This window comes from Paenibacillus sp. GP183 (assembly GCF_900104695.1).
Lineage (GTDB): Bacteria > Bacillota > Bacilli > Paenibacillales > NBRC-103111 > Paenibacillus_AI.
In genome coordinates this window covers 4,647,597-4,669,317 of the sequence record NZ_FNSW01000001.1, presented here as the reverse complement: position 1 = coordinate 4,669,317, position 21,721 = coordinate 4,647,597, and the positions used below count along the sequence as shown (strand labels likewise).

20 protein-coding genes are annotated in these 21,721 nt (G+C 47.7%); 1 reads left to right on the top strand and 19 read right to left on the bottom strand.

Features of this window, described 5'->3' with window-relative positions; translation table 11 throughout:
- Nucleotides 1–65: 65 nt before the first annotated feature.
- The 18 genes from BLV33_RS23120 to BLV33_RS23035 form a co-directional block, all read right to left on the bottom strand.
- The gene (locus BLV33_RS23120) at nucleotides 66–818 is read right to left on the bottom strand and encodes a YheC/YheD family protein (protein ID WP_090797487.1); all 753 of its coding nucleotides are present in this window, start codon (nucleotides 816–818) and stop codon (nucleotides 66–68) included.
- Between the two features lie 19 nt (nucleotides 819–837).
- Nucleotides 838–1,956 (bottom strand): glycosyltransferase family 4 protein, encoded by a 1,119-nt coding sequence (locus BLV33_RS23115; protein ID WP_171909265.1) that lies wholly within the window; start codon nucleotides 1,954–1,956, stop codon nucleotides 838–840.
- A 166-nt stretch (nucleotides 1,957–2,122) separates the two neighbouring features.
- Nucleotides 2,123–3,706, bottom strand: coding sequence for a peptide chain release factor 3 (locus tag BLV33_RS23110; protein WP_090797483.1), 1,584 nt, complete (start codon nucleotides 3,704–3,706; stop codon nucleotides 2,123–2,125).
- 43 nt (nucleotides 3,707–3,749) lie between these two features.
- The gene (locus BLV33_RS23105; protein WP_090797481.1) at nucleotides 3,750–4,838 is read right to left on the bottom strand and encodes a metallophosphoesterase family protein; all 1,089 of its coding nucleotides are present in this window, start codon (nucleotides 4,836–4,838) and stop codon (nucleotides 3,750–3,752) included.
- Between the two features lie 100 nt (nucleotides 4,839–4,938).
- Complete coding sequence (locus BLV33_RS23100; RefSeq protein ID WP_090797479.1) at nucleotides 4,939–5,559, bottom strand: cyclase family protein; 621 nt, start codon at nucleotides 5,557–5,559, stop codon at nucleotides 4,939–4,941.
- Nucleotides 5,560–5,571: 12 nt separating this feature from the next.
- The gene (zwf, locus tag BLV33_RS23095) at nucleotides 5,572–7,092 is read right to left on the bottom strand and encodes a glucose-6-phosphate dehydrogenase (RefSeq protein ID WP_090797477.1); all 1,521 of its coding nucleotides are present in this window, start codon (nucleotides 7,090–7,092) and stop codon (nucleotides 5,572–5,574) included.
- A gap of 70 nt (nucleotides 7,093–7,162) precedes the next feature.
- Nucleotides 7,163–7,612 carry a GNAT family N-acetyltransferase gene (locus BLV33_RS23090; protein WP_090797475.1) on the bottom strand — a complete coding sequence of 150 codons (450 nt, stop codon included), beginning with the start codon at nucleotides 7,610–7,612 and terminating at the stop codon, nucleotides 7,163–7,165.
- A gap of 216 nt (nucleotides 7,613–7,828) precedes the next feature.
- Nucleotides 7,829–8,377 carry a signal peptidase I gene (lepB, locus tag BLV33_RS23085; RefSeq protein WP_090797473.1) on the bottom strand — a complete coding sequence of 183 codons (549 nt, stop codon included), beginning with the start codon at nucleotides 8,375–8,377 and terminating at the stop codon, nucleotides 7,829–7,831.
- A gap of 23 nt (nucleotides 8,378–8,400) precedes the next feature.
- Nucleotides 8,401–9,048, bottom strand: a complete 648-nt coding sequence (locus tag BLV33_RS23080) for a response regulator transcription factor (protein ID WP_090797471.1) — start codon at nucleotides 9,046–9,048, stop codon at nucleotides 8,401–8,403.
- Nucleotides 9,041–10,102 (bottom strand): sensor histidine kinase, encoded by a 1,062-nt coding sequence (locus BLV33_RS23075; RefSeq protein WP_090797469.1) that lies wholly within the window; start codon nucleotides 10,100–10,102, stop codon nucleotides 9,041–9,043. The genes BLV33_RS23080 and BLV33_RS23075 overlap by 8 nt, the downstream gene beginning before the upstream one ends.
- Before the next feature lie 35 nt (nucleotides 10,103–10,137).
- A complete protein-coding gene (liaF, locus tag BLV33_RS23070) occupies nucleotides 10,138–10,800 on the bottom strand; it encodes a cell wall-active antibiotics response protein LiaF (protein ID WP_090797467.1) in 663 nt (220 codons plus the stop codon).
- A gap of 258 nt (nucleotides 10,801–11,058) precedes the next feature.
- Nucleotides 11,059–11,652 carry a PspA/IM30 family protein gene (locus BLV33_RS23065; RefSeq protein ID WP_290439085.1) on the bottom strand — a complete coding sequence of 198 codons (594 nt, stop codon included), beginning with the start codon at nucleotides 11,650–11,652 and terminating at the stop codon, nucleotides 11,059–11,061.
- A 51-nt stretch (nucleotides 11,653–11,703) separates the two neighbouring features.
- The gene (locus BLV33_RS23060; RefSeq protein WP_090797463.1) at nucleotides 11,704–12,009 is read right to left on the bottom strand and encodes a LiaF transmembrane domain-containing protein; all 306 of its coding nucleotides are present in this window, start codon (nucleotides 12,007–12,009) and stop codon (nucleotides 11,704–11,706) included.
- Nucleotides 12,010–12,505: 496 nt separating this feature from the next.
- A complete protein-coding gene (locus BLV33_RS23055; protein ID WP_090797461.1) occupies nucleotides 12,506–13,699 on the bottom strand; it encodes a GNAT family N-acetyltransferase in 1,194 nt (397 codons plus the stop codon).
- A gap of 103 nt (nucleotides 13,700–13,802) precedes the next feature.
- Entirely contained in the window at nucleotides 13,803–14,636 is an 834-nt protein-coding gene (locus BLV33_RS23050) for a carbohydrate ABC transporter permease (RefSeq protein WP_090797459.1), read from the bottom strand.
- A gap of 27 nt (nucleotides 14,637–14,663) precedes the next feature.
- Entirely contained in the window at nucleotides 14,664–15,560 is an 897-nt protein-coding gene (locus tag BLV33_RS23045; protein WP_090797457.1) for a carbohydrate ABC transporter permease, read from the bottom strand.
- An 83-nt stretch (nucleotides 15,561–15,643) separates the two neighbouring features.
- The gene (locus tag BLV33_RS23040) at nucleotides 15,644–16,954 is read right to left on the bottom strand and encodes an ABC transporter substrate-binding protein (protein ID WP_090797456.1); all 1,311 of its coding nucleotides are present in this window, start codon (nucleotides 16,952–16,954) and stop codon (nucleotides 15,644–15,646) included.
- A 53-nt stretch (nucleotides 16,955–17,007) separates the two neighbouring features.
- Nucleotides 17,008–19,104 (bottom strand): amylo-alpha-1,6-glucosidase, encoded by a 2,097-nt coding sequence (locus tag BLV33_RS23035; RefSeq protein ID WP_090797454.1) that lies wholly within the window; start codon nucleotides 19,102–19,104, stop codon nucleotides 17,008–17,010.
- Nucleotides 19,105–19,356: 252 nt separating this feature from the next.
- On the opposite strand from BLV33_RS23035, the gene BLV33_RS23030 reads away from it, so the two are divergent.
- Nucleotides 19,357–20,370, top strand: coding sequence for a LacI family DNA-binding transcriptional regulator (locus BLV33_RS23030; protein ID WP_090797452.1), 1,014 nt, complete (start codon nucleotides 19,357–19,359; stop codon nucleotides 20,368–20,370).
- A gap of 42 nt (nucleotides 20,371–20,412) precedes the next feature.
- Here BLV33_RS23030 and glp read toward each other — a convergent pair whose 3' ends face one another.
- Nucleotides 20,413–21,681, bottom strand: a complete 1,269-nt coding sequence (gene glp, locus BLV33_RS23025; protein WP_253187144.1) for a molybdopterin molybdotransferase MoeA — start codon at nucleotides 21,679–21,681, stop codon at nucleotides 20,413–20,415.
- Between the last annotated feature and the right edge of the window lie 40 nt (nucleotides 21,682–21,721).

The window sequence follows — 21,721 nt, the reverse complement described above, 5'->3', positions numbered from 1 at the left end:
GCGCTGTCATTGTCAATCCTTTTTTGCATCAAAAAAGAGCAGCAAATAACCGGCTGCGAAAAAGCTCACAGCCGGTTATAGAATTTGGCATATCGCCGAATTTTATAGAAAACCTGCTTATTTTTCAAATGTCTGAAAATATAAGGATCAGGCAGTGTATTCACTTCAAGTATCCATGGCTTAAGATCTGTATCCAATGCGATGTCCACACCGATTTCTTTAATGCCTTTATATGACCGCCGCATGGCTTTTGCGACCTGGACTCCGAGTCTTCTGAGTTTGGCGATAAAGCTCTTTCGCTCGTCATTATCCAAATAACTCGAGAGCAAGACCTCGATTGGTTGTAAAGAGCCTCCGTTATGAACGTTGGTTACTATTTTTTGGGGATCACCTACACGCCCGATAATCCCTGTGCTTTCCCAGTACTGATTTGGGGTACGCTGCACCATCACTCGCAGATCAAACCGATTCCCCTTAAACTTCAGCATATCAATGCCTTTTTGCACCAAATATTTTCTATCGCCAATTTCCTTGCTTATCGAATTGAACATGGGTTCAAATTGTACAAAACTATTGATGTGTTTACCGGACTGGTAGCTGTAAGGTGTTTCTGCCGTCTCGTTCCACTCTACGCGCATTACACCTTTACCGAACGTGCCGATATTCGGTTTGATGTAAACCATTTTATATTTATTCAACATTTGCCTTAAGCTTTCCATGTTCAAGCAGCTTGTATCGGGAACATATTCGACCACACTGGAGCTGTCTTTAAGGATGGCTCTTGTTTTGGCCCATTTGCTGTGAACAAATCTGCGCATGAGGTCGGCCCTCCTTCGGCTATTGATGTTGCTGATAAACCTTCAACAGGGAATTCGCCACTACATTCCAATTGAACCTGAGAAGGGCATCTGATCTCGCTTGCATGGCAAGCCTCTTCGCCAAGCTCTCGTTTTGCGCCAGTGATTCAATTTTATGCGCAAACTCTTTAGCTCTGTGATAGGTGCTTACCAGCATGCCATTTTCTCCATCCCTGATAATCTCCTTGATGCCGCCATTGGCCGAAGCAATAACCGGAACCGCACTGCCCATAGCTTCAACATTCACTAGACCGAATGGTTCGTGCTTTTGAGAGGGGCAGACAAAACAATCACCCAGCCAATAAATGGAATGCAGCTTGTGATGATGGATTTTCCCCAAAAAGAGGGCCGGTACCTTTAGGCGTTTAGCCTGTTGTTTAAGTGAAGCGATATAGCCCTTCCTCTGCTCACCACCCGCGACTATGAGTCTTATATCCGGCAGGCTGCGTCTGGCTTGATGCACTGCCCGGATCAAGACGGGAAGACCTTTTTTGGGGATCACTCTTCCTACAAATAGGACATTAAATCCGTCCTCCACCTTGTATTTTCGTTTCATTGATGACCTCTCAAGTGGAGTTGGCGGTCGAAACCGATTCAAATCCGCTCCGAGCAGCACTGTTGTCACCTTATGGCTTTGACTCGGAAATAATCTGGCAATCTGGCTTTTTAATGAATCGCTGTTAGCGATGATTAGATCCACTTTAGATAGACAGATGGCAGAAGATTTTACCGATGCTTCCGGAGGGGTTGCAAACACAAGAGAATGCATAAAAAGAGAGACCGGCGTATCTGGAAACAATCGTTTGATTGCAGCCGCATAGCGAGGTCTATTGTCCACTTGGATCAAGTCAAACTGTTTACCTTCTAATGTTTGAAGCACCGCATTTAAATAGCGCTGCCTGCTTCCGGAAGCTACCCGGAGAATCGTTAAGTTTCCACTTTGTGTTATGGGTTTAAACCGGGAATGCTCCCGGCTGATCACAGTCACTTTATGATGCTTGGCGATCCTATGGGCGATCTCATTGATACAAATTTCCACCGATCCCCAAACCGGCGGCGGAACGGAGATTTGCTCAGGAGCGACTATACATATATGCATGCTGCGAATACACATCCTTTATGCAATTTCTACCCCTATTGTATGTATTCGGCGGAAGGTTGGTTATAGACTACGAGCTCAGCCAACAAAAAAGAGGCCCTCCCTCCGACCCTTAACGCACAAGCGTCAAAGACCAGAGAAAGCGGCCTCATAATGTATATCTTCCTTAAGGTGCATTGGGCAGAAACTTGGCTGTCGGATTCTTCTCCATCGCGGAACGCAGTGCATATTCACTCTCGAAAAGAACGACGTCATTGCCTTTCTTGTCCTTCACGAGCTGGGAGTTAATGCGGAATTTGCCGGGATCAACCTTTTCATCGACGATCCAGCGGGCAAACTGATAATTCTGCCGCATAAGCTGGATGTCCACGCCGTATTCATTTTTCATCCTGTGCTCGAACACCTCGAATTGCAGCTGACCGACAACGCCGAGAATGATGTCCTCAAAGCCGATAGTCGTAAATACCTGGATCGTACCTTCTTCCGTCAGCTGGTCGATTCCTTTTTGGTACTGCTTATGCTTGAGCGCATTTTTGACGGTAACCTTACTAAACAGCTCCGGCGAAAAGGTTGGAAGTTCATCAAAGATCACTTCTTCCCCCTGGCTCAGCGAGTCGCCGATGCGAAAAATTCCCGGATCGAACAACCCGATAATGTCACCCGCAAAAGCTTCATCCACGATATCGCGATCCTGAGCCAGGAATTGCTGCGGCTGGGACAGCTTTATTTCCTTGCCTGCACGACTGTGGCGGACGGACATGCCGCGCTCGAATTTACCCGAAACAATCCTAAGGAAGGCGATGCGATCCCGATGTGCGGGATTCATGTTCGCCTGGATTTTGAACACATACCCGGAAAACTTCGGCTTGGTCGGCTCAATCACGCCTGCATTACTGTTGCGCGGTTCAGGCTGAGGTGCCAGCTGCAGGAAGTTTTCCAGAAACGTCTGCACACCGAAGTTGTTAATTGCACTTCCGAAAAACACTGGAGTGAGCTCGCCTTTCATTACTTTTTCCATATCAAAAGGATCGCCAGCTCCATCGAGCAGCTCGATTTCCTGGCTTAGCTGCTTATGCAAAAACTCTCCGGCGATTTCCTTCACTAACGGATCGTCTACGCCGCTGACCTTGCGTACCTTAATTTGCTTGTGGTCATCACCCTGGAACAGCTCAAGCTGCGATTTGCCCCTGTCGTACACACCACAGAACTGCTTGCCGGAGCCAATAGGCCAATTCATCGGATATGAACGGATGCCGAGCACTTCCTCCAGCTCCTCAAGCAGGTCAAAAGGATCTCTCCCCTCGCGATCCAGCTTGTTGATGAAGGTAAAAATCGGGATGCCGCGCATGCGGCAAACCTGGAACAGCTTCTTCGTTTGGGTTTCCACCCCTTTGGCAACGTCGATAAGCATCACGGCGCTGTCCGCTGCGGTTAATGTGCGAAACGTGTCCTCACTGAAATCCTGGTGACCGGGAGTGTCCAATATATTGACCCGGTGTCCCTCATAATCAAACTGCATAACGCTGGAGGTAACGGAAATCCCTCTTTGCTTTTCGATCTCCATCCAGTCCGATGTCGCATGCTTGCTGGCTTTACGCCCTTTGACCGTACCGGCTAAACGAATCGCGCCGCCGAAAAGCAGCAGCTTCTCCGTCAATGTTGTTTTCCCCGCATCCGGGTGAGAAATAATCGCAAAAGTGCGCCGTTTGGCGACCTCGGTTTCCAGTTCCTTGCTTAACCCTGTAGTCATCTTGTTTATTCCCTTCTTTGTATAGCCTTGGCTTGCAGCTCGTCTATGCTTTGGCAGGCTGCAAATCAATCGTCCATTCGGCTTCTTGAAGAAAGCTCCGATCGCTGAATTCTCTGCCGCGAAACACGATTTTATCCGCATATACCTGTACATAATATCCTTGCGATTTCGTTTTGGTTTCTGCCTGAAAATTCCGGTTAAGCGGTCTGCCGACAGAAGAGTTATGGAAATAATGAAACGTCTCCTTCACATAATGAGGGGTCCCGTTTTGAAAATCCATGTGGCGGTGGCCGCAAAGCACAAACACATTCTTGTAGGGCTTTAGGATGCGCCGAAACTCCTTGGCTCGTATCAACTGATGTGTTCCGCCGTCATCCCCGATCGCAGGCAGCGGCTGATGGATCATGACAAATATGGGCCTGGCAGGATCATACGAAGCTGCAAGCCTCTCGGTCAGCCATTTAAGCTGCTCATCCGAATACCAGGCCCCTTCGCCGACCTCTGGTTTCTCCTGGATATAGGTTTCCTGGGAAAGAAGCAGGAAGGTATAACCATTCAAGTTAACCTCGTTGTACGGCTTCTTATAACCAAAAAACTTATTAAATTGTTCCCTGGAAAGGGCATCCGATTTGCCGTTGGGAAACGTATCTTTATCCCATGCGTTATTTTTGTTGAGCCATACCGAATAATAGTCATGATTCCCCATATTTGCATGGTAAGGAGGAAGCTTGTAGCTGTCCAGTATGGTGCGAAGCACTTTGAAGTCCTGGGCTGTACCGGTATCCGTCAAGTCTCCCGTCATAAAGATGGCTTCTACTTTGGAGTCAAAGGATTTGAGATCATCCAATGCTTGTTTGAGTTTAATCGATGTCGCGGAATCTAAGCTGGAAATGTGCAAATCGCTGAATACAAAATAAGAAAGCAGCGGTTCTCCTAATGCTGCTGTTTGTACTGTGCTTATATCGCCGGAAGGAAGCTCTGGAGATGGAGTGCCGGGAATTGACGTTGCAGCTTGCGCGGTCTCTTGTTCCACAAAAGCATGTTTGGAAAACCATTTCGCGAATCCGGCGCTAAGCCCGATCAAAGAGGCAGCTGCCACCAGCAGCCATCTAAGAAACGAACGTCTTGACATTTTCCCACCTCATTAACAAGTTACCTTCTAATTTCTCATTATAGCATAAAAAAACCCCTTGGGCATGGGGTTTCAGAGGATTTAGGCGATGATGCAGCCTTCAGCTTCCGATGAGAAATGCGCGCGCCGGAGCCGCTTCGATTCCAGTCAATTTAAGCGGTGCAATCACCATAAAATAATTTCCTGCTGGGACATCCTTAAGACGAAGCCCCTCCACAATGAGAATATGATTCGCCATCAGGGTTCTGTGTGTTCCATACTCGGGCTGAGCCCTTTCGATGCCAAGGCCATCGGTTCCGATGCCTTTAAGACCTATCTCTTTCGCATATTCCGCTCCATCCTCACGCAGGAAAACAAAGTTGAAATCGAATTCCTCCGAAGCGGAGTTGCGAGTCTTGAGCAGAATCCATTCCCCCTGCTGCAGGGCAAATGGCTCCAGATCGCTTCGGCTTATTCCCTCTTCCACATGAGAGAGATCCAGCACGCGAGCAGGACCCACCAGGCTTTCCAGCGGAATCGTTTCAATCGTTGCCCCTCCATCAATCATATGCAGCGGAGCGTCCAGATGAGTACCCGTATGCACATCCAGGGTTAGCTTGCTTTCATAGTTTTTGGCATTGGAGTAATTTTGCACATTGACAATTACAGGCTTCTTTTCTGCTTTATTTTTATAAACCTGCATGCCTTCGTCAATCGTCATCGAGATATCATAAATCTTCATGCCTCGTCCTCCTCAAACGGTTACCACCCATTCGACTTCTCCTTCTTTCTGCCCGTTGACCGGCCACCATTGGAAGCCATCCCGAGCGAGCAGCTCTTGGGCTTCCTTGGGTCCCCAGGAACCGGCAGGATAAAATTTCAAATCATCCTTGCGCTCCGACCAAGCCTTGGCGATCCGGTCGACATACTCCCATGCCAGTGAAACCTCGTCCCAACGCGTGAAATAGGTCGAATCCCCGCGAGCGGCATCATGCAATAAACGTTCATAGGCTTCCGGTGTATTAATTCCCACCTGGCAGCTTTGGCAGAAATCCATGGCAATCGGGATAATGACCCCCTCCGAGCCCGGCTTTTTCACATTCATTTTCAGATAGATTCCCTCCATCGGATTCACGCGGAAAACAAGCAAATTCGGCTGCAGGTCGTGCTTTTTCGCTAGGTATACATTGCTTGGAATATTCTTGAATTCCACAACGACCTCTGTCGTTTTGACCGGAAGCCGCTTGCCCGTGCGGATATAAAAGGGCACACCTGCCCAGCGAAAGTTATCCACAAACACCTTGGCGGCAAAATAGGTTTCCGTCGCAGATTCAGGATTAACCGAATCCTCCTCGCGATAAGCGGGCATCGGCTTCCCGTTGGCAGAAGTTCCATCCTTATACTGTCCACGGACGACATTCTCCCGTACTTCCTCTGCCGTTTCAAACAAGCGGAGCGAACGAAGCACCTTCACCTTCTCGTCGCGGATATCCTCCGAATGCATTCTGCTCGGAGGTTCCATAGCCATCATCATCAGCATCTGCAGCATATGATTTTGCCCCATGTCGCGCAGTGCGCCTGAGTGGTCATAATAGCCGCCGCGCTCTTCCACACCCACCGTTTCGCTTAATGTAATTTGAATATTGGCTATGTACTTGTTATTCCAGAGCGGCTCAAAAAAGGCATTGGCAAATCGTACGAATTCAATGTTCTGCACCATTTCCTTGCCGAGGTAATGATCGATTCGGTAAATATCCTTCTCTTCGAACACTTCCCGAAGCTGTCCATTCAGCTTCTCCGCGGACTCCAGATCATAGCCGAATGGCTTTTCAATCACGAGACGATGCCATCCCTCGGTTTCCACAAGGCCGCCTTCACGCAAATTCAAGGACACATTGCCAAAAAGCTCCGGAGACAAAGCCAGATAAAATAACCGATTGCCTCCCGTTTGGAACTTCTCTTCAAGACCGACCGTGAGCGATTTCAGCTTTTTGAACCCTTCCATATCGTTAATATCCAGAGACATATATTCAAAATGCTTGGAGAAGCTTGTCCATTTTGCTTCATCATCGATTTTATATCGAGCAAACTCATCGATCGACTGTTTGACGTCCGCTTGAAACTGCTCAATCGTGCGCGGTCTGCGCGCCAATCCAACTACCGCGAAATTTTCACCAAGCTTTCCCTCGCGATACAAGCTGTAGAATGCGGGAAACAACTTTCTTTTGGCAAGATCACCTGTTGCACCAAAAATAAAAAAAACGGCTCCACTCATCACTCATCATTCTTTCTCTGTTGGAATGTATATTACGTAGCATACCTAAATTAGGAGATTGATTCAACTTTTAAACGGGCAGAAGCGATTTGTCCATTAAATAACAGCCCAATTCGGTCACATATCGAGTGCTCGAATAGCCCAAGGCTTCATAAAAACCGATTGCCTTCGGGTTGGAGTCATCCACAAAAAGTCTCGCAGTCCTGCACTTTTTTTTCAAACCAAACTGTTCCGCTTCCAGCATGAGCTGCTTTCCCAGACCGCGTCCCTGGAATCTGGAGTTTACGGCAAGCATATCCACCAGCAAGATGCGATTTTTGATAAATATCGAAATGAAGCCCAGCGGACTGCGGTTGCCTTTTGCATATACGAAAGTGGTGTTTCGCAATAATCGTTGTTGAATCGATGAAAATGAAATGGACGAATGATTCTTGTATTTTTTGGAAAATGGGACGATTTCCTGGTTGATCAATCTGTAAATTACCGTGTCATCCATCGAAGGTACCCGTTTGCGAATCATCCGCCTTCGCCTCCACAAGAAGCAATTTTAATGCTATCCTATGAGTGACTTGGTCGAAATGCCTCCGCTTGTTTACATGGATCTCCTATTTATTATGTTCCAGTTTAACCCCAATTAATTATAGGATACAGAATTGGCACAAGGATGCGGATAAGCTTAAATGAAAAAGGGGCTGAACAAAAGCCACGAAATGACTTAGGTCAGCCCCTTTTTCATTTAAAATACTTTTTTCCCCAGCACATGATCCAGCGGAATAAAGCCGATCACCCGGCTGTCCGAGCTGTTGTTTCGATTATCTCCCATAACCCAGATATGCCCCTCGGGCACAACCCATTGTTTATCCGATTCAAAAATCATTTGCTCTTTCACATAAGGCTCGTCCAGGACCTGACCGTTGCGGTATACTTTGTGGTTTTTAAATTCCAGCGTGTCTCCGGGTTTCCCTATGACTCTTTTGATCCATACATGCCGATCGTCCGCTTTAAGAAATAAGCTGAGCAGCGGACTGTCCAGCAAATCATTCATCAAGGTCCGCTTTTGATCCACACGGCTGTCTATAATGACAATATCGCCATAATCCGGCGCTTGAGCAAAAGTATGCGATAATTTGGACACGTATACCTTTTGAGTATCATGTAAAGTCGGATCCATAGAATGACCCAGTACTTTGGTAGATTGAAAAATGAATACGCCCAGGAAAACCACCAATACGAAAGCGATAGCGATGGAGCCGAGCCAGCTTCCCATTTTTTTGAGCAGGATCATTGTTGTTCTCCCCTTTGCGGGCCTTATTCGGCCAATCCATGTTTAAAGGCATAAATAGCGGCTTGTGTGCGATCTTCCACACCGAGCTTGGCTAGTATGTTGGTTACGTGAAACTTAACGGTTTTAACACCAATGAACAAGTCATCCGCGACATCTTGATTCGATTTGCCGGCTGCAATGAGCCGCAGCACTTCCATTTCACGGTCTGTCAGCTCTTCATGAGGTTCGGGAACAGCTTTTGGCTGACGGAAGCGGTTCATAATCTTGGACGCAACCTGCGATTCCAGGATCGACTGCCCCTTGGCGGCCGCACGAATCGCCGAGGCGATCTCGGAAGCGCGGGACGTTTTGAGCAAATAACTAAAAGCACCGGCTTCTATGACCGGGTACATTTTTTCATCATCGAGAAAGCTGGTCAGCACGATAACCTTGCATTCAGGGTGAATCTGGAGAAGTCTGCGAGTCGTCTCGATGCCATCCATACCTTCCATCACAAGATCCATCAGCACGACTTCCGGCTTATATTCCTGCGCCAGACGAATGCCGTCATGTCCGTTGCCGGCTTCACCGACAACTTCAATGCCGTCTTCTGTGCCCAGTACAGCCGCGAGGCCGATTCGAACCATTTCATGATCGTCAACCAGCAGTACCTTGATGCTGCTCTCATCCATCCGCTTCATCTCCTTCAACAAATATCGAAACTCGAATTTCGATTCTCGTTCCGCGGTCGGGTGCCGTGATGATGTTCAAAGAGCCCCCGATTTCATTGACCCGCTCCTTCATCGATACAATGCCGTAAGATGTATGCTTCTTGGCATCCAGATTAAAGCCCACGCCGTTATCGCGAATTGAAAGCCGGATGCCGTCCGGACGATGAAGCAGCTTGACCTCCAGCATCGAAGCTTTGGAGTGGCGGAGCGCATTCGATAACGCTTCTTGAACGATGCGAAACAGATGGTCCTCGATGCCTTTCGGCAGGCGAATCTCTTCATCCATCTCCCAGGAAATATCCATAGGCACCTTGGCCTGCAGCTCATGCAGAAGCTCAACCAGCCCTTCAGAAAGCCGTTTGCCCTCCAAATGAACAGGCCGCAAGTGAAGCAGCAGCGCTCTCATCTCCGATTGGGCAACAGCAGCCATCTCTTCTATCAAATGGATTTGGCGCTGCGCCTTGTCAAAATCTTTCTCAAGCGTGCGGCCAACCGCAGTTGCTGTCATCGAGATGGCAAACAGCTGCTGGCTGACCGCATCATGCAGCTCCCTGGCTAGACGCTGGCGCTCGTCATTAATTGCCGAAAACTTGGCCTTCTCCGCCAACTGCGCATTATCATTGGACAAACGCTGCAGGGAGGTCACTTGTTCCTCCCATTTGATCGTAACACGTTCGAGCTGCTCGCCGAGCCTTCCGATTTCATCCTCACCGAGCTTGAAGCCTGCGCGTGCAAAGTTGCCCTTTTCCAATAATAGCATGGTTTCCATAATAGGTTCCAGTCTGCGTGTGATGCGGTTGCTGTACCAATATCCATATATGCCGCCGATCCCGATCACGGAACCGATCACCATCAAACTGAACGTAATGCCGGTTTGCCAATCCTTTAAGGGCATGAGATATCCGCGAGAATCCAAATAATAGATGATCACACCCAAAATCACCAGGCTGAAGAGGATCGACTCGCCCATGCTGCGCCATATCATATTCGTCAGTCTGCGTTTATAGCCGTCCAAGGGCGATGACCCTCCTCATCTCTTTTTGCAAGTCATTACAAAATTTTGATGTCGATGTTTCCTACGATATATGAAATGATAAGTTTCATCTGGTGGTCGCACTGATCATAGTTCGGGGACTGCCAGAACAGCTTGTTCATCACCCCTGCTTCCTTGTGCGCCGCCACATCAATTTGGCCAAATACGACGGAGGCTTGAACACTCACACCGATATCCTCCGGAACAATGATATCGATATCGCCTAAAACCCCTTGCAGGATAAGCGTCGTCTCTTTTTTCTCCAAAATGGCCAAAGACAAATCAATATGGGTTTCCCCGATAACGTACCAAATACTGCTGTCCTTGAGAATCCAGGGCTCTTTGCCGAGACGTATGCTGTCGATCACCTTTTGCTTGTTCACATAGGTATGGTCCCTGTGGACCTTTTTGGATCTGATATAAAAGAAACCAAGGGATATAAGAACTATGGCAACGACGAAGGAAAAACTGTTTCCAAGCAAAATAACGGCCCCGATGACTACCCATAAATAGCCTTTGCGGTCCGAATGCGAACGAATTTTATGAATACCGAGCAGCACCAGGAAAGCCGCGAGAATGGGAAAAAAGCCGATTGTATGATCCAACAGCAAAAAAAGACCGGCTCCAATCAGCACCAGTGCCGTGTTCCGGTTACGGTTGTTTTTCGTTGGCTCCTCCATTACTCACACCTCCTCTAGCTGCGCGTTTAAGTCCCTGCATAAAGCAAAAGCCACAGCGGCACTATCCTGCCCTATGGCTTTTATACCTTTCCTAGCATACCACAAGATAGTACAGCCTCCAAGATGCTTTTCTTGTGAGAAAAAGCTCCCTGATGGCACCGATTATCAGGGTTACAGCGGGAATGTCAACCTTAGGGCGCTGCAGCGAAATTGGCCGCTGCCCGCATGACAAAGCCGGAGCCGGAGCCGCAGCCGCCGCTATTTGCGGCCATGCCGCTCCTTGCAGCGCATGTCCCGCAGCTCCCGCTGCAGGACGCTGCCCGCTTCGCGGAGCGCCTCGCCCACATCGCAGCCGATCTCCCGGCCCGCGATGCCAAGCTCGCGCATCGTCGCCTGCGCCGCGCTGCGCTGGTCCATGCGCCGCTGCTGCGACGAGCCTGCCTGCGCGGAGTACGCCTCGCGCTGCTTGCTCGCCTCGGTGAAGTCGGCCCGCTGCAGGCGAAGCTCTTCCGCCAGCGCGAGCACCGCGTCCTGGCACTGCGCGTACTGCGCGCCGCACTCGCTGACGCTCGCTTCGGCGAACAGCTTCTCTTGCAGCGCGAGACGCGCCAGCGTCTCTTCGCCCGCTCTCAAGGCGAGCTCCGCTTGCTCGCCGCGCTTCGCGGCCATCTCTGCGGCGCTGCTTTGCTGCTGCCGGAGGGAGATGGCCTGCTGGAGCGTCTGCTCATACAGACGCTCCGTCTCTTGCAATTGCTTGCGCTTCGCGGCAAGCAGGCTGTCTTCGCGCTGCGGATCGGTCGCGCGCTCGGTGAAGTCGTGCCAGGCCGATTCGGCCAAGTCCCGTATTCTCATCATTACTCCCATTAGATAAAGCCCCCCAACCTTTTTCAAATCTAGGATCAGCTAGATATCATACCTGCCGGAATTGGTTTGTCGTTTGATCATTGAAATCCCAAAGCCAATGAGCAGCACCGCAAATACAATCGAGAACAGCCAAGACAGCTTTGCAGCCAATATCACAATTCCCAGTATCATGAAGAACCAGCCTATCTTTTTGCCGTTCCTTATTCCAACATAGCCTAGTCCGGCAATAGCTAAAGGCACCAGATAACCCATGATGTGAAAATGAAAGCCCAGCTTGTTAAACAGCACAAGACCTCCTATTAAAATCAGCAGCAGCGCCAATCCGCTCGTTTTGTTCAAAGACATCTTAATTTCCGCCTCTCGTACTTGATCTTATATTCTTTATTTTAGGCAAGAAACGTCTGAAACAAAACGGACCAGCGACTGTTATTCAACCTGGACCTTGGTCTAGGAGAGAATCAGACCAGAGCTGCGATTGTTGCGCCGCCGCACAAAGCGCATGATCCAAATGAATGACGGGCAAGTAAAAAAACCCGCTTGAACCTACAGGTTCAAGCGGGTTCAGATTGGCGAGAAGTCCCGTTTGCCGCTTTGGCGTAACCCTCTAATGGTGACAGAATGAAAAACATCCTTCCAGCACCGGTTTTCTTTTTCTCCTGTGCTGGTAGAATGAAAAACATGCTTCCAGAAGTAAAAAGAAGCCCATTGGGCCAAGAACTGCTACTGGAACGATGAAAAACATCCTTCCAGCACCGGTTTACTTTTTCTCTTGTGCTGGAAGAATGAAAAACATGCTTCCAGTAAATAGGCGCGCTAAGTCATCATGATTTTCCTTCAATTATTAAAAGAAATCCGCCAGGTAGGTTGAACGCTCCGGGATCAACTTCTCCAATCGCCCAACATCGGCAGTATCTCCTTGAATTCGGCCGATTTGCTGGAGAAAAGCTGCCTTCTGGTAGCCCATCAAGCATGCAGTTAGTGTTTGTATATCACAGATCAAAGGTACAGCGCCTTTGTCCGTATCTTTCTCATCGCTATGCTTTACTATCTTCGCTTCCCCGGCATCGTTAACCTGAATTTCAAACAAGCCATTGTTCCATTCAGCATGCTGATCGGAAACTTGAATAAACAACGGTTTTCCAACTCCTGCTTTTGCAAATGGATACTGTTTTATGAAATTCTCAACATCCACAATCCTCGCCATAAAATAAGGGACAATCTCCTGCTTGATCCGGGGATTGGTCAATAGAAAAGGCAGCTTATCATCCGATGGCGCTTGCAAAATGACTTTTTGGATCATGGAATCATGATTGGCAATAAATTTCCATAATCCCCGGCGTGCTGCTTCGTCCAGAAAAACAAGCTCATGTATGGTGCAGGTTTTATCCATGACCTGATAGTACATGTAGCCTTTTAACTCCCCTTGCGGATTGCGATATGTAACGGCATTCCCTTTTTTGAGCTTGAAATAACGGTTGGTCCACCATTCCTCATCTCGCATCAACATTCCGTTGTAGCCTTTTGCATATTGTTCATAGACGCTGTTCAGAAGCTTCCAATCCTTGCTGCTAATTCTTTGGATATGAGTGCCCTCTTCCATATCGAATCGAGGCAGCTGCTCGGTCGGAATTTCATATTTTAGAAAGTGGACATACGTTTCCCAGCCATATTTGCGATAAAAAGAAAATTCAAAAGGATGAAGAAACGAAACTGTTTCTCCTGCAGCTTTCATGGCTTTCAAGGCGTGCCTCAGCAGTTGACCCACCATTCCCTTACGCCGGAATTCCGGCCAGGTGGCTACCCCGGCTAATCCTCCCATGGCAAAGGACTTGCCCTGAAGCCATGTATGAAATTCCAGTACAGTCAGCTTGGATGCTAATTGTCCATCAACAAAATAACCCCACACTCGGTCAGGCTTCAGTCCACGGATTCGTTCTTTTCTTGCCTCTTCCGCAAGCTCAAATTGAAAAGCAAACTCTGACAGGGCCATGCTTTCGGATAATTCTTCCTGTTTTAAATTACGAATTTGATCCATGCTCTCCACTCCTTTTCTTCCTGATTTTCACACAAAAGCTTACAAGGAAGCAACAACAAAAAAAGGGCAGCCCATTATTCAAGGCGCCCTCATTTTTCAACTTCTATTTGGTTCCGGTAAAAGTAATTCCTTTAATGAAAAAGCGGTTGAAGAAGGCATAGATGATTATCGCAGGAATCGTGAAGACCATCGAAGCGGCCATGATGTAATTCCAGTAGCTGATCATTTGACCTTTAAACGTATTCAGTCCGAGCGGCAGCGTAAACATGGATTTATCCGATACAAACATCAAGGGCTTCAAAAATTCATTCCATGTCCCCATGAAGATAAAAATCGTTTGAGCGGCGAGCGCGGGTCCTGCCAGAGGCAGCGCAACCCGCAGGAATGTGCCGAAACGGCTTAGCCCGTCAAGCTCTGCGGCTTCTTCCAGCTCCTTGGGGAAATTGATGAAAAATTGGCGCATCATAAAGATGAATGTAGCGTTGGCCATAACCGGCAATGTCAACGCATAGTACGAATTGAGCATTCCGAGCTGTTTTAAGATCAAATAAGCGGGCACAATGGTTAGCTGTCCCGGGATCATCTGAACCGCCAATATCAGTAAAAACATCGTCTTGTTGCCAAGAAAATTGACTCGGGCAAGCGCATATCCTGAAAGCGAATTGATAAAGAGATTACTTGCCGTAGCAATGACGGCCACCAGCATGCTGTTGTACATCCAGCGCAAAAAAAGCGGTTCGCGGATAAAAATATCTGAATAATTTTGAAAGGTGAAATGTTTCGGGATAAAGTTAAGTCCTCCGGCAACAATTTCGGACAATGTTTTGAATGAAGACGACAGTGCCCATAGGAATGGAACGAGTGTAATCACGGAATATGCAATCAACATTGCATACATGATCCATTTGAGAAACCACAATCTTTCTTGCTTCTGCATCGGGTTCACCCCTTTTTCGCCAAATGATTAGTTCAGTTTTTCTTCAGTAAATAATCTGCGCTGGATCAGAGTTGCCCCCATAATAACGATCGCCAGTAAAACCGCCAGAGCGGAAGCATAGCCCATATCCAGGTTTTTGAAGGCATATTGATAGATCAACAGAGCAAGCGTTAATGTCGAATTATTCGGACCTCCGGAGCCCGCCGAGAAAATGTAGGATTGATCAAATAATTGAAAAGTTCCGATAATCCCCATGACGACAACAAAGAAAGTCGCCGGCTTCAGCATCGGATAAGTAATATAAATAAATCTTGACCAAGCGTTTGCGCCGTCCAACTTTGCTGACTCATAAAGCGAATCAGGTATGTCTTGCAAGGCAGCCAAATAAATGACCATAAAGTAAGGAGCGGTAGACCATATATTCATGAGCATGATGCCCTTCAGTGCAACAGCAGGATCACCCAGCCAGTTGTATTCAGGCAGCCCCAGAATAGACAATATGTGATTAAGCAGGCCATTCGAATTATATATCCACATGAAGATGAGCGTTAGTACAGCAGATGATGTTACGGTGGGCAAGAAAAAAATCACGCGAAAGAGATTTTTCCCTTTCAGCTTCGCGTTCAGAATGGAAGCAAGCAAAAGGGCAAGTACAGATTGTAAGGGTACAACAAACAGCACAAAGGACGCCGTGTTTTTAAGCGCAATCCAAGCTCTTTCGTCTTGGGCGATTCTCGCAAAGTTTTTGAACCAAATCAGTTTGTAGCTTACATCTCCCAGCAGATTTACCTTGTTGAAGGATAGATATACGGCATAGATCACAGGAAGAAATACGAATGTGCCTAAAATTAAAATAGCCGGAGACATAAACGTGTACCCAGTCAGCACATCTCTTAGATTTTTTCTCCATCCATGCCTTCTCATTTCCAGCACCTCCTTACAAATGAAAAGTAGGGAGGGAGATTCCTCCCTCCTTAATAGCAAGTCAAGATTTCTTGTATTTTTCGTTATTTACTAGCTGCAATTTCCTTATTAGCTGTATCCTGAGCTTTTTTCATTGCATCTCCTAATGCGCTTTTGCCTAAGAATGCATCGACGAATTGATTATTGAAATTAGTCATGATCGTTGGAAGTGTTGCTCCAGCTTGCCAAGGAGTTGCATAAGATGCGCCGGCAACAAGTGCTCCACGCAGAGGATCCTTGTCGTAACCAAGCTGTTGTGCGACAGATTTGCGGGTTGGAAGCGCAAAGCCCTTGCTGGTCCAGGTTTTCATTCCTTCTTTACCGGTCAGATAGGAAATTAATGTCCATGCCGCTTCTTTTTGCTTGGACGCCTTGTTCATAACGTAAGCAACGGTGTAGGCCATAGTGGCTTTTTTTCCATTAACGGTTGGAAGCTCCGCTGTGCCATATTGAATATCTTTGAAAGTGTTAGCCAGGTAAGGAATCGCCCAGTTCCCTTCAAATACAATGGAGGCTTTACCTTGGCCGAACATCTCTCCTCCCCATCCTGCTCCTACTTCTTTGGGCTCTCCGGAGGTTTTAGCAACATTATGCTGATCGATGACAAGCTGCAAACCCTTTAATCCTTCCGGAGTTGCGAAAGCCGCATTTCCTTTGTCGTCGGACACTTTACCGCCGAATGCTTGCACCATAAACATTTGACGAGCCAGCTCAGGTGCAACACCCATTCCGTAACGCACGACTTTGTCGCCTTCTTTTTTGGTCAGCTTCTGGGCTGCAGCTTGAAGCTCTTCCCAGGTTGCAGGGGGCTTAGTGATGCCTGCTGCTTCAAAATCCTTCTTGTTGTAGAACATGGCAAGTGTAGAGAAATCTTTAGGGAATCCGTAAGTCTTGCCATCCACCTTGAAAGCATTCAGCAGCGGCTGTTCAAAGTCGGCCACATCGAATTCGGGTTTAACATAACCGTCAAGCGGTTCAACGACTCCTTTGGCAATGAGAGCGGGGGCTTCAAAAGCGTCCAAATAAAAAACGTCAGGACCTTGGCCGCCGATCAATCTTGTTTTCATCACATCCATATACTGGTCAGCGATGACTTCATATTTGACTTTGATGTTCGGGTATTTGGTTTCGAAGTCTTTCAATACTTGCTTCAGCAAATCTCCTTCTTCCGGACTGGATCCCCATCCGGCCAAGCTGACAGTAACCGGCTCGCTTGTTTTCGCTGCTGCCGTCGGAGCTGCAGTAGCAGATGCACCGCCAGATGCCGCAGGCGTCTTTGTTGTGTTGGAGCACCCAGTAAGTGCCATTGCGGAAGCAACAGTAGAAATTAGCAAAACATTAGACCATTTTTTCATCTAAAAAATCCTCCCTTTGCTTGATCATCTATGATAATTGCAATTAAACCCTGTTAGTATTGAAGCTCGAAACCTGTAGTGTTGGAAAGAACTTCAACCTTCGGAAGCTCCTCGCCATTATTTCGCTGAATCCTCAGGCTTAATGCGCCCTTACCTACCCGCAAGTGTGAAACCTGAAGCTCATTCATCTGCGGCAATAAAGTCGGCCTTAGATATATACGCTTTCCCAGCGCATCCGGCTCTATACCTAGCAGCACCTGCAGGAATACTAGAGGCGTACCAGCCGCCCATGCTTGCGGTGAACATGCGACCGGATAAGGCACGGGGTATCCGACATTGTCTTCGTAGCCGCAAAACAGCTCAGGAAGACGTCCATATTCGAATTTGGATGCTGCTCTCATAAGACCTTCGATGATAGTGATTGCTTCATCCACAAATCCTAACCTGCTGAGCCCAAGCAAAGACAACGAATTGTCATGCGGCCATACGCTGCCGTCATGATAGCTCATCGGATTATAGCCCGCTGAATCCATACTCATCGTGCGTATGCCATATCCGCTGAACATATCGCTGGCAATAAGCCTTTCAGCCACAGCTTTCGCACGATCGGATGCAGCGATGCCGGACATAAGGACATGACCCGGATTCGATGTTACCGAATGAACCTGACGTTTATCCCGGTCCAGGGCTATCGCATAATAGTTCTCGTCTTCCATCCAAAAAGACTGCTCAAAACGGATCTGCAAATTTCGTGCTTGCACCTCAAGCTTATCGGCTAAATCCATTTTGCCCATGCTGCGGAAGATAGGGGCCAATCTGGTTTTGGCTTGATACACATAACCCTGTACCTCAACCAATGCAATCGGAGCTTTTGCATAATCCCCATTGGCGTGAACAACTGAATCACCGGAATCTTTCCAGCCCTGATTCGCGATTCCTTTGGACGAAGTCTGAAAGTACTCAACGAAGCTGTCTTCGTCCATGTCGCCAAATTGATCGATCCAAGAAAGCGCTTGGATGAGATGAGGCATCAATTGCTCAATGAACCCGATATCGTCTGTCCAATGATAGTATTCAGCAGCCAATATCAAGAACAGCGGTGTCGCGTCAATAGTTCCGTAATAGGGTGTAAATGGAATTTGATTGGTATTAGCGAGCTCTCCATAGCGTATCTCATGCATAATCTTACCCGGGGTTTCATCGCGCCACTCGTCGTGATTGCGACCTTGATAAGCGGCCATAGTGAGAAGAGTGCCTCTGGCTGCTTGCGGATTCATGGAAAGCATCTGAAGAGCGGCAATCAAGCTGTCGCGTCCAAAAGGAACCGCATACCAAGGTAAACCGGCAACCGGGAAATGCCCGTAACCAAGATCAGTAAGCAGCACGCGAAGATCCTGCACACCTCGATCATACAGCTGATTAAACAGCTCTGAATCGCTGTTGACTGCAGTAGAGCTCTCATTCCAATCCGCGTAGGAATCCTCGAGGAGCTTCAAGGCTTGTTCGGGATCATATTCAACGGGAACTTCTCCATTAATCACAGGTGCGATGAAGAACGAAATTTCTTTATACTGCCTGGAAGCGAGACTAATGTCGAAATGGATAGAACCATCTTCGCTTATAGCACTTTCATCAGAATCCCATTTAATCCGTGTTTCTCTCTGAATCTGATCGGCTCCCAAATATCCGATGGATAAGCTTCTGGACTGAATGGAAACTCCCGTTTTCTTCCCAACCATGCCATTTTGGAATCCGCGAACCTGGAACATATCCGCAAAATCACTTTCAAATAATACGGAAAAATTGAATTTTACATCCTTCGGATAAAAATTCGTCAATCGGACGGATTCGTACAACCCCCCTTTGTAAATAAAACGCTTTCTTGTAATCTCAACAGATTCTCTCCACAGAATCAGTTCTCCATCTTTTTCCATATGGGGATTCGTCAACCGAAGCACGGCGATATAATTCTCATCGGCCGACGAAGAAAGCAGAAGCGGCTTCATCCCGTTAATCGCGATTTCCATCCTGCTGATAAAACGGGTATCCTTGGTGTACAAACCGAACCCGGACGGATTCTCCATAGGGATATCACCGTTCTTATCCGTCATCAAGAAGAGATCGTTCTCTTTTATGACCCGATAATCCAATGGGTTCACCTCTCTAAGCTGTATAATGTTGATGATCCGAAACGTTTCGGATTGCGGCAAAAAACAATTCCAAAACATGTATTTGGCATTTTTTTAAAAACCGAAACGTTTTGGAACTTCCTGAAATTTATTATATGATAACATGTAAGCATTTACAACATTTTTTTTCGTTTTTATTTTATAAAATATTGATCATCTTGTCTTAATCACCTACAATTACTATAAAACCAAAACGTTTCCGGGGTGATGAGATTGGTAACTATTAAAGATATAGCCAAGCAGGCCGGCGTTTCCGTCACAACCGTATCCAGAGCATTAAACGGATATGACGATGTTAACGAAGAAACCCGAAAAAAAATAGAAGCTATAGCTCACAATACCGGCTACAGTCCTAACATGGCCGCACGGTCTTTAATTTCCAAAAAAACCAAAACACTTGGGCTGCTCCTTTCCAACGTTACTCGAAGCAGCTCCAAGGATAATATCGCTTTCGAAGTGCTGTGCGGAATGAACGACAGATCCGGCGAACTGAACTATGACCTTGTGCTATTCAGCACTACTCCACAAAAGCAAAGAACTAAATCCTATAAATCCCTCTGTCAGGAGAGAGGTGTTGACGGTGTCATTATTATGGGCATCCGATTGGATGATCCTTATTTGAATGAAATTGTCATTTCACCCATACCCTGCGTGCTCATTGATATTCCGATAAAAGGAAAAAATGTAGGGTACGTCACCTCTGATAATGTTAATGGAGCTTTCAAAGCAACCAAACATTTACTGGATGCGGGACACCGCCAAATCGGAGTCATCAATGGCCATTCCCAGGCTGACGTCAGCATTCAGCGGCTAAAGGGTTATCATGAAGCATTGAACAGCTGCGGTATTCCGTTCAATGAATCGCTTGTAAGGGACGGCTCCTTCTCTGAAAATGATGCAAAGGAAGCTACGTACCAGCTCCTATCCCAACATCCGGACGTGACTGCACTGTTCTGTGCCAGTGATCTTATGGCACTAGGTGCTATGCAAGCCGTTCGCGGCTTAGGACTTCAGCTGCCGCAGGATGTATCCATCGTAGGCTTCGACAATATCAATGTATCGGCCTATTGTTCACCTGCACTAACGACGATTAATCAAAATCCGTACGAAATGGGTTATCAAGCTGCACAAATGTTAATTGATCTGCTGGAAGGCCGGAACGTCAATCACAATCTTGTGCTTTCTACCGAATTGATTGTACGCGAAAGCGTGCGGCCGCTGCCTTAATGGCTAACGGACGCACTCTTTTTATTTGCGCTATATGATCATTCAGAGCATGTAAATATTCACTTTTTCATCCTTGCGAAAACCGCTGCCGCCAGCAGGAAGGTAAATCAAGCAATCAGCATCTTTAATCGATACCATGATGCTTGATTTATCTGCGCCTGCCGGTTTGACATAAAGCCTGCCGTCATCAATTCGCGTCGTTCCTCTTACATAGCGCGGATAGGCGGAGCCTTTCTCATAATCGACTTCCAAAAAAGCCGTGCATGCTTCAGGATACGGCTGCCTTACGCCCTGCATGCTTTCCAGTACTGGCCGGGCAAACAGCTCAAAGCCTACAAACGCAGCGCCAGGATTACCGGATAGGGCTAAAAGCAGCTTATCCTGCCAAACCGCTGCGCTGGTCGGGCTGCCTGGCCGCATTGCGATTTTATTGAACAGCAATGTTCCATTCCAGCGCTTAAATACTTCCACCAGCACATCATAGTCGCCAACAGATACTCCGCCTGAGGTGATAACACAATCGGCGGATTCAAACGCTTGGACAAGCGCAGTCTGTACCTGCTCCGGATCATCTGCCAATGGAGGCATGATCATCGGTATTCCTCCGCAAGCCTCGACTTGGCAGGCCAGCATGTAGCTGTTACTGTTTCGGATTCGGCCCGGCGCCATCGCGTCCCCCACCTTCAACAGCTCCGAGCCAGTTGAAAAGATAGCCACCCGCGGCTTGCTATAAATGGCCACAGTTTCATAGCCAAAGGTGGCCAGAAGCGCGGCCTCACCGGAAGCAATACGGCATCCCCGCTGCAAGACCCTTTCTCCTTCGCTGATCTCGCCTGCTATGGGTGTTATATTTTGGCCGCTGAACAGGCTCTTTCGGATGAATGTGCGTTCCACATGTCCATAGTCTAAGCCCTCAGCCGATCCCTTTTCCGTCATTTCCAGCATGACGACAGCATCCGCTCCTTCCGGAACCGGAGCACCTGTCATGATGCGGGCCGCCATTCCGGATTCAATCTTCCGAATCGGCACTGTCCCGCTTGGGATATGCTCGATAACTGTCAGCCCCACCGGATTCTCCGGAGAGGCTGCCGCAATATCTGCGGATCGCACTGCATATCCGTCAACTCCGGAACGGCGAAAATGCGGCACAGGATGGGCCGCGAGGATATCCTTCGCGATAGTTCTGCCAAAGGAAAGCGCCAGCGGAATGTGCTCGATGTCGGTCTGCTTGATAAAAGGTTCCAATTCTTTTCGAGCTTCTTCTACGGATATCGCCTTACGTCCGAACTTGAAATTGAATGACTTGCTCACCGCCTGTGATCTTCCTCTCCGCATTTTGATGAATGTTCAT

Bases quoted from the DNA above. Each gene is read 5' to 3' on its own strand.
- BLV33_RS23120 (WP_090797487.1), bottom strand. From the start codon at position 818: ATGCGCAGATTTGTTCACAGCAAATGGGCCAAAACAAGAGCCATCCTT.
- BLV33_RS23115 (WP_171909265.1), bottom strand. From the start codon at position 1,956: ATGCATATATGTATAGTCGCTCCTGAGCAAATCTCCGTTCCGCCGCCG.
- BLV33_RS23110 (WP_090797483.1), bottom strand. From the start codon at position 3,706: ATGACTACAGGGTTAAGCAAGGAACTGGAAACCGAGGTCGCCAAACGG.
- BLV33_RS23105 (WP_090797481.1), bottom strand. From the start codon at position 4,838: ATGTCAAGACGTTCGTTTCTTAGATGGCTGCTGGTGGCAGCTGCCTCT.
- BLV33_RS23100 (WP_090797479.1), bottom strand. From the start codon at position 5,559: ATGAAGATTTATGATATCTCGATGACGATTGACGAAGGCATGCAGGTT.
- zwf (WP_090797477.1), bottom strand. From the start codon at position 7,092: ATGAGTGGAGCCGTTTTTTTTATTTTTGGTGCAACAGGTGATCTTGCC.
- BLV33_RS23090 (WP_090797475.1), bottom strand. From the start codon at position 7,612: ATGATTCGCAAACGGGTACCTTCGATGGATGACACGGTAATTTACAGA.
- lepB (WP_090797473.1), bottom strand. From the start codon at position 8,377: ATGATCCTGCTCAAAAAAATGGGAAGCTGGCTCGGCTCCATCGCTATC.
- BLV33_RS23080 (WP_090797471.1), bottom strand. From the start codon at position 9,048: ATGGATGAGAGCAGCATCAAGGTACTGCTGGTTGACGATCATGAAATG.
- liaF (WP_090797467.1), bottom strand. From the start codon at position 10,800: ATGGAGGAGCCAACGAAAAACAACCGTAACCGGAACACGGCACTGGTG.
- BLV33_RS23065 (WP_290439085.1), bottom strand. From the start codon at position 11,652: ATGAGAATACGGGACTTGGCCGAATCGGCCTGGCACGACTTCACCGAG.
- BLV33_RS23060 (WP_090797463.1), bottom strand. From the start codon at position 12,009: ATGTCTTTGAACAAAACGAGCGGATTGGCGCTGCTGCTGATTTTAATA.
- BLV33_RS23055 (WP_090797461.1), bottom strand. From the start codon at position 13,699: ATGGATCAAATTCGTAATTTAAAACAGGAAGAATTATCCGAAAGCATG.
- BLV33_RS23050 (WP_090797459.1), bottom strand. From the start codon at position 14,636: ATGCAGAAGCAAGAAAGATTGTGGTTTCTCAAATGGATCATGTATGCA.
- BLV33_RS23045 (WP_090797457.1), bottom strand. From the start codon at position 15,560: ATGAGAAGGCATGGATGGAGAAAAAATCTAAGAGATGTGCTGACTGGG.
- BLV33_RS23040 (WP_090797456.1), bottom strand. From the start codon at position 16,954: ATGAAAAAATGGTCTAATGTTTTGCTAATTTCTACTGTTGCTTCCGCA.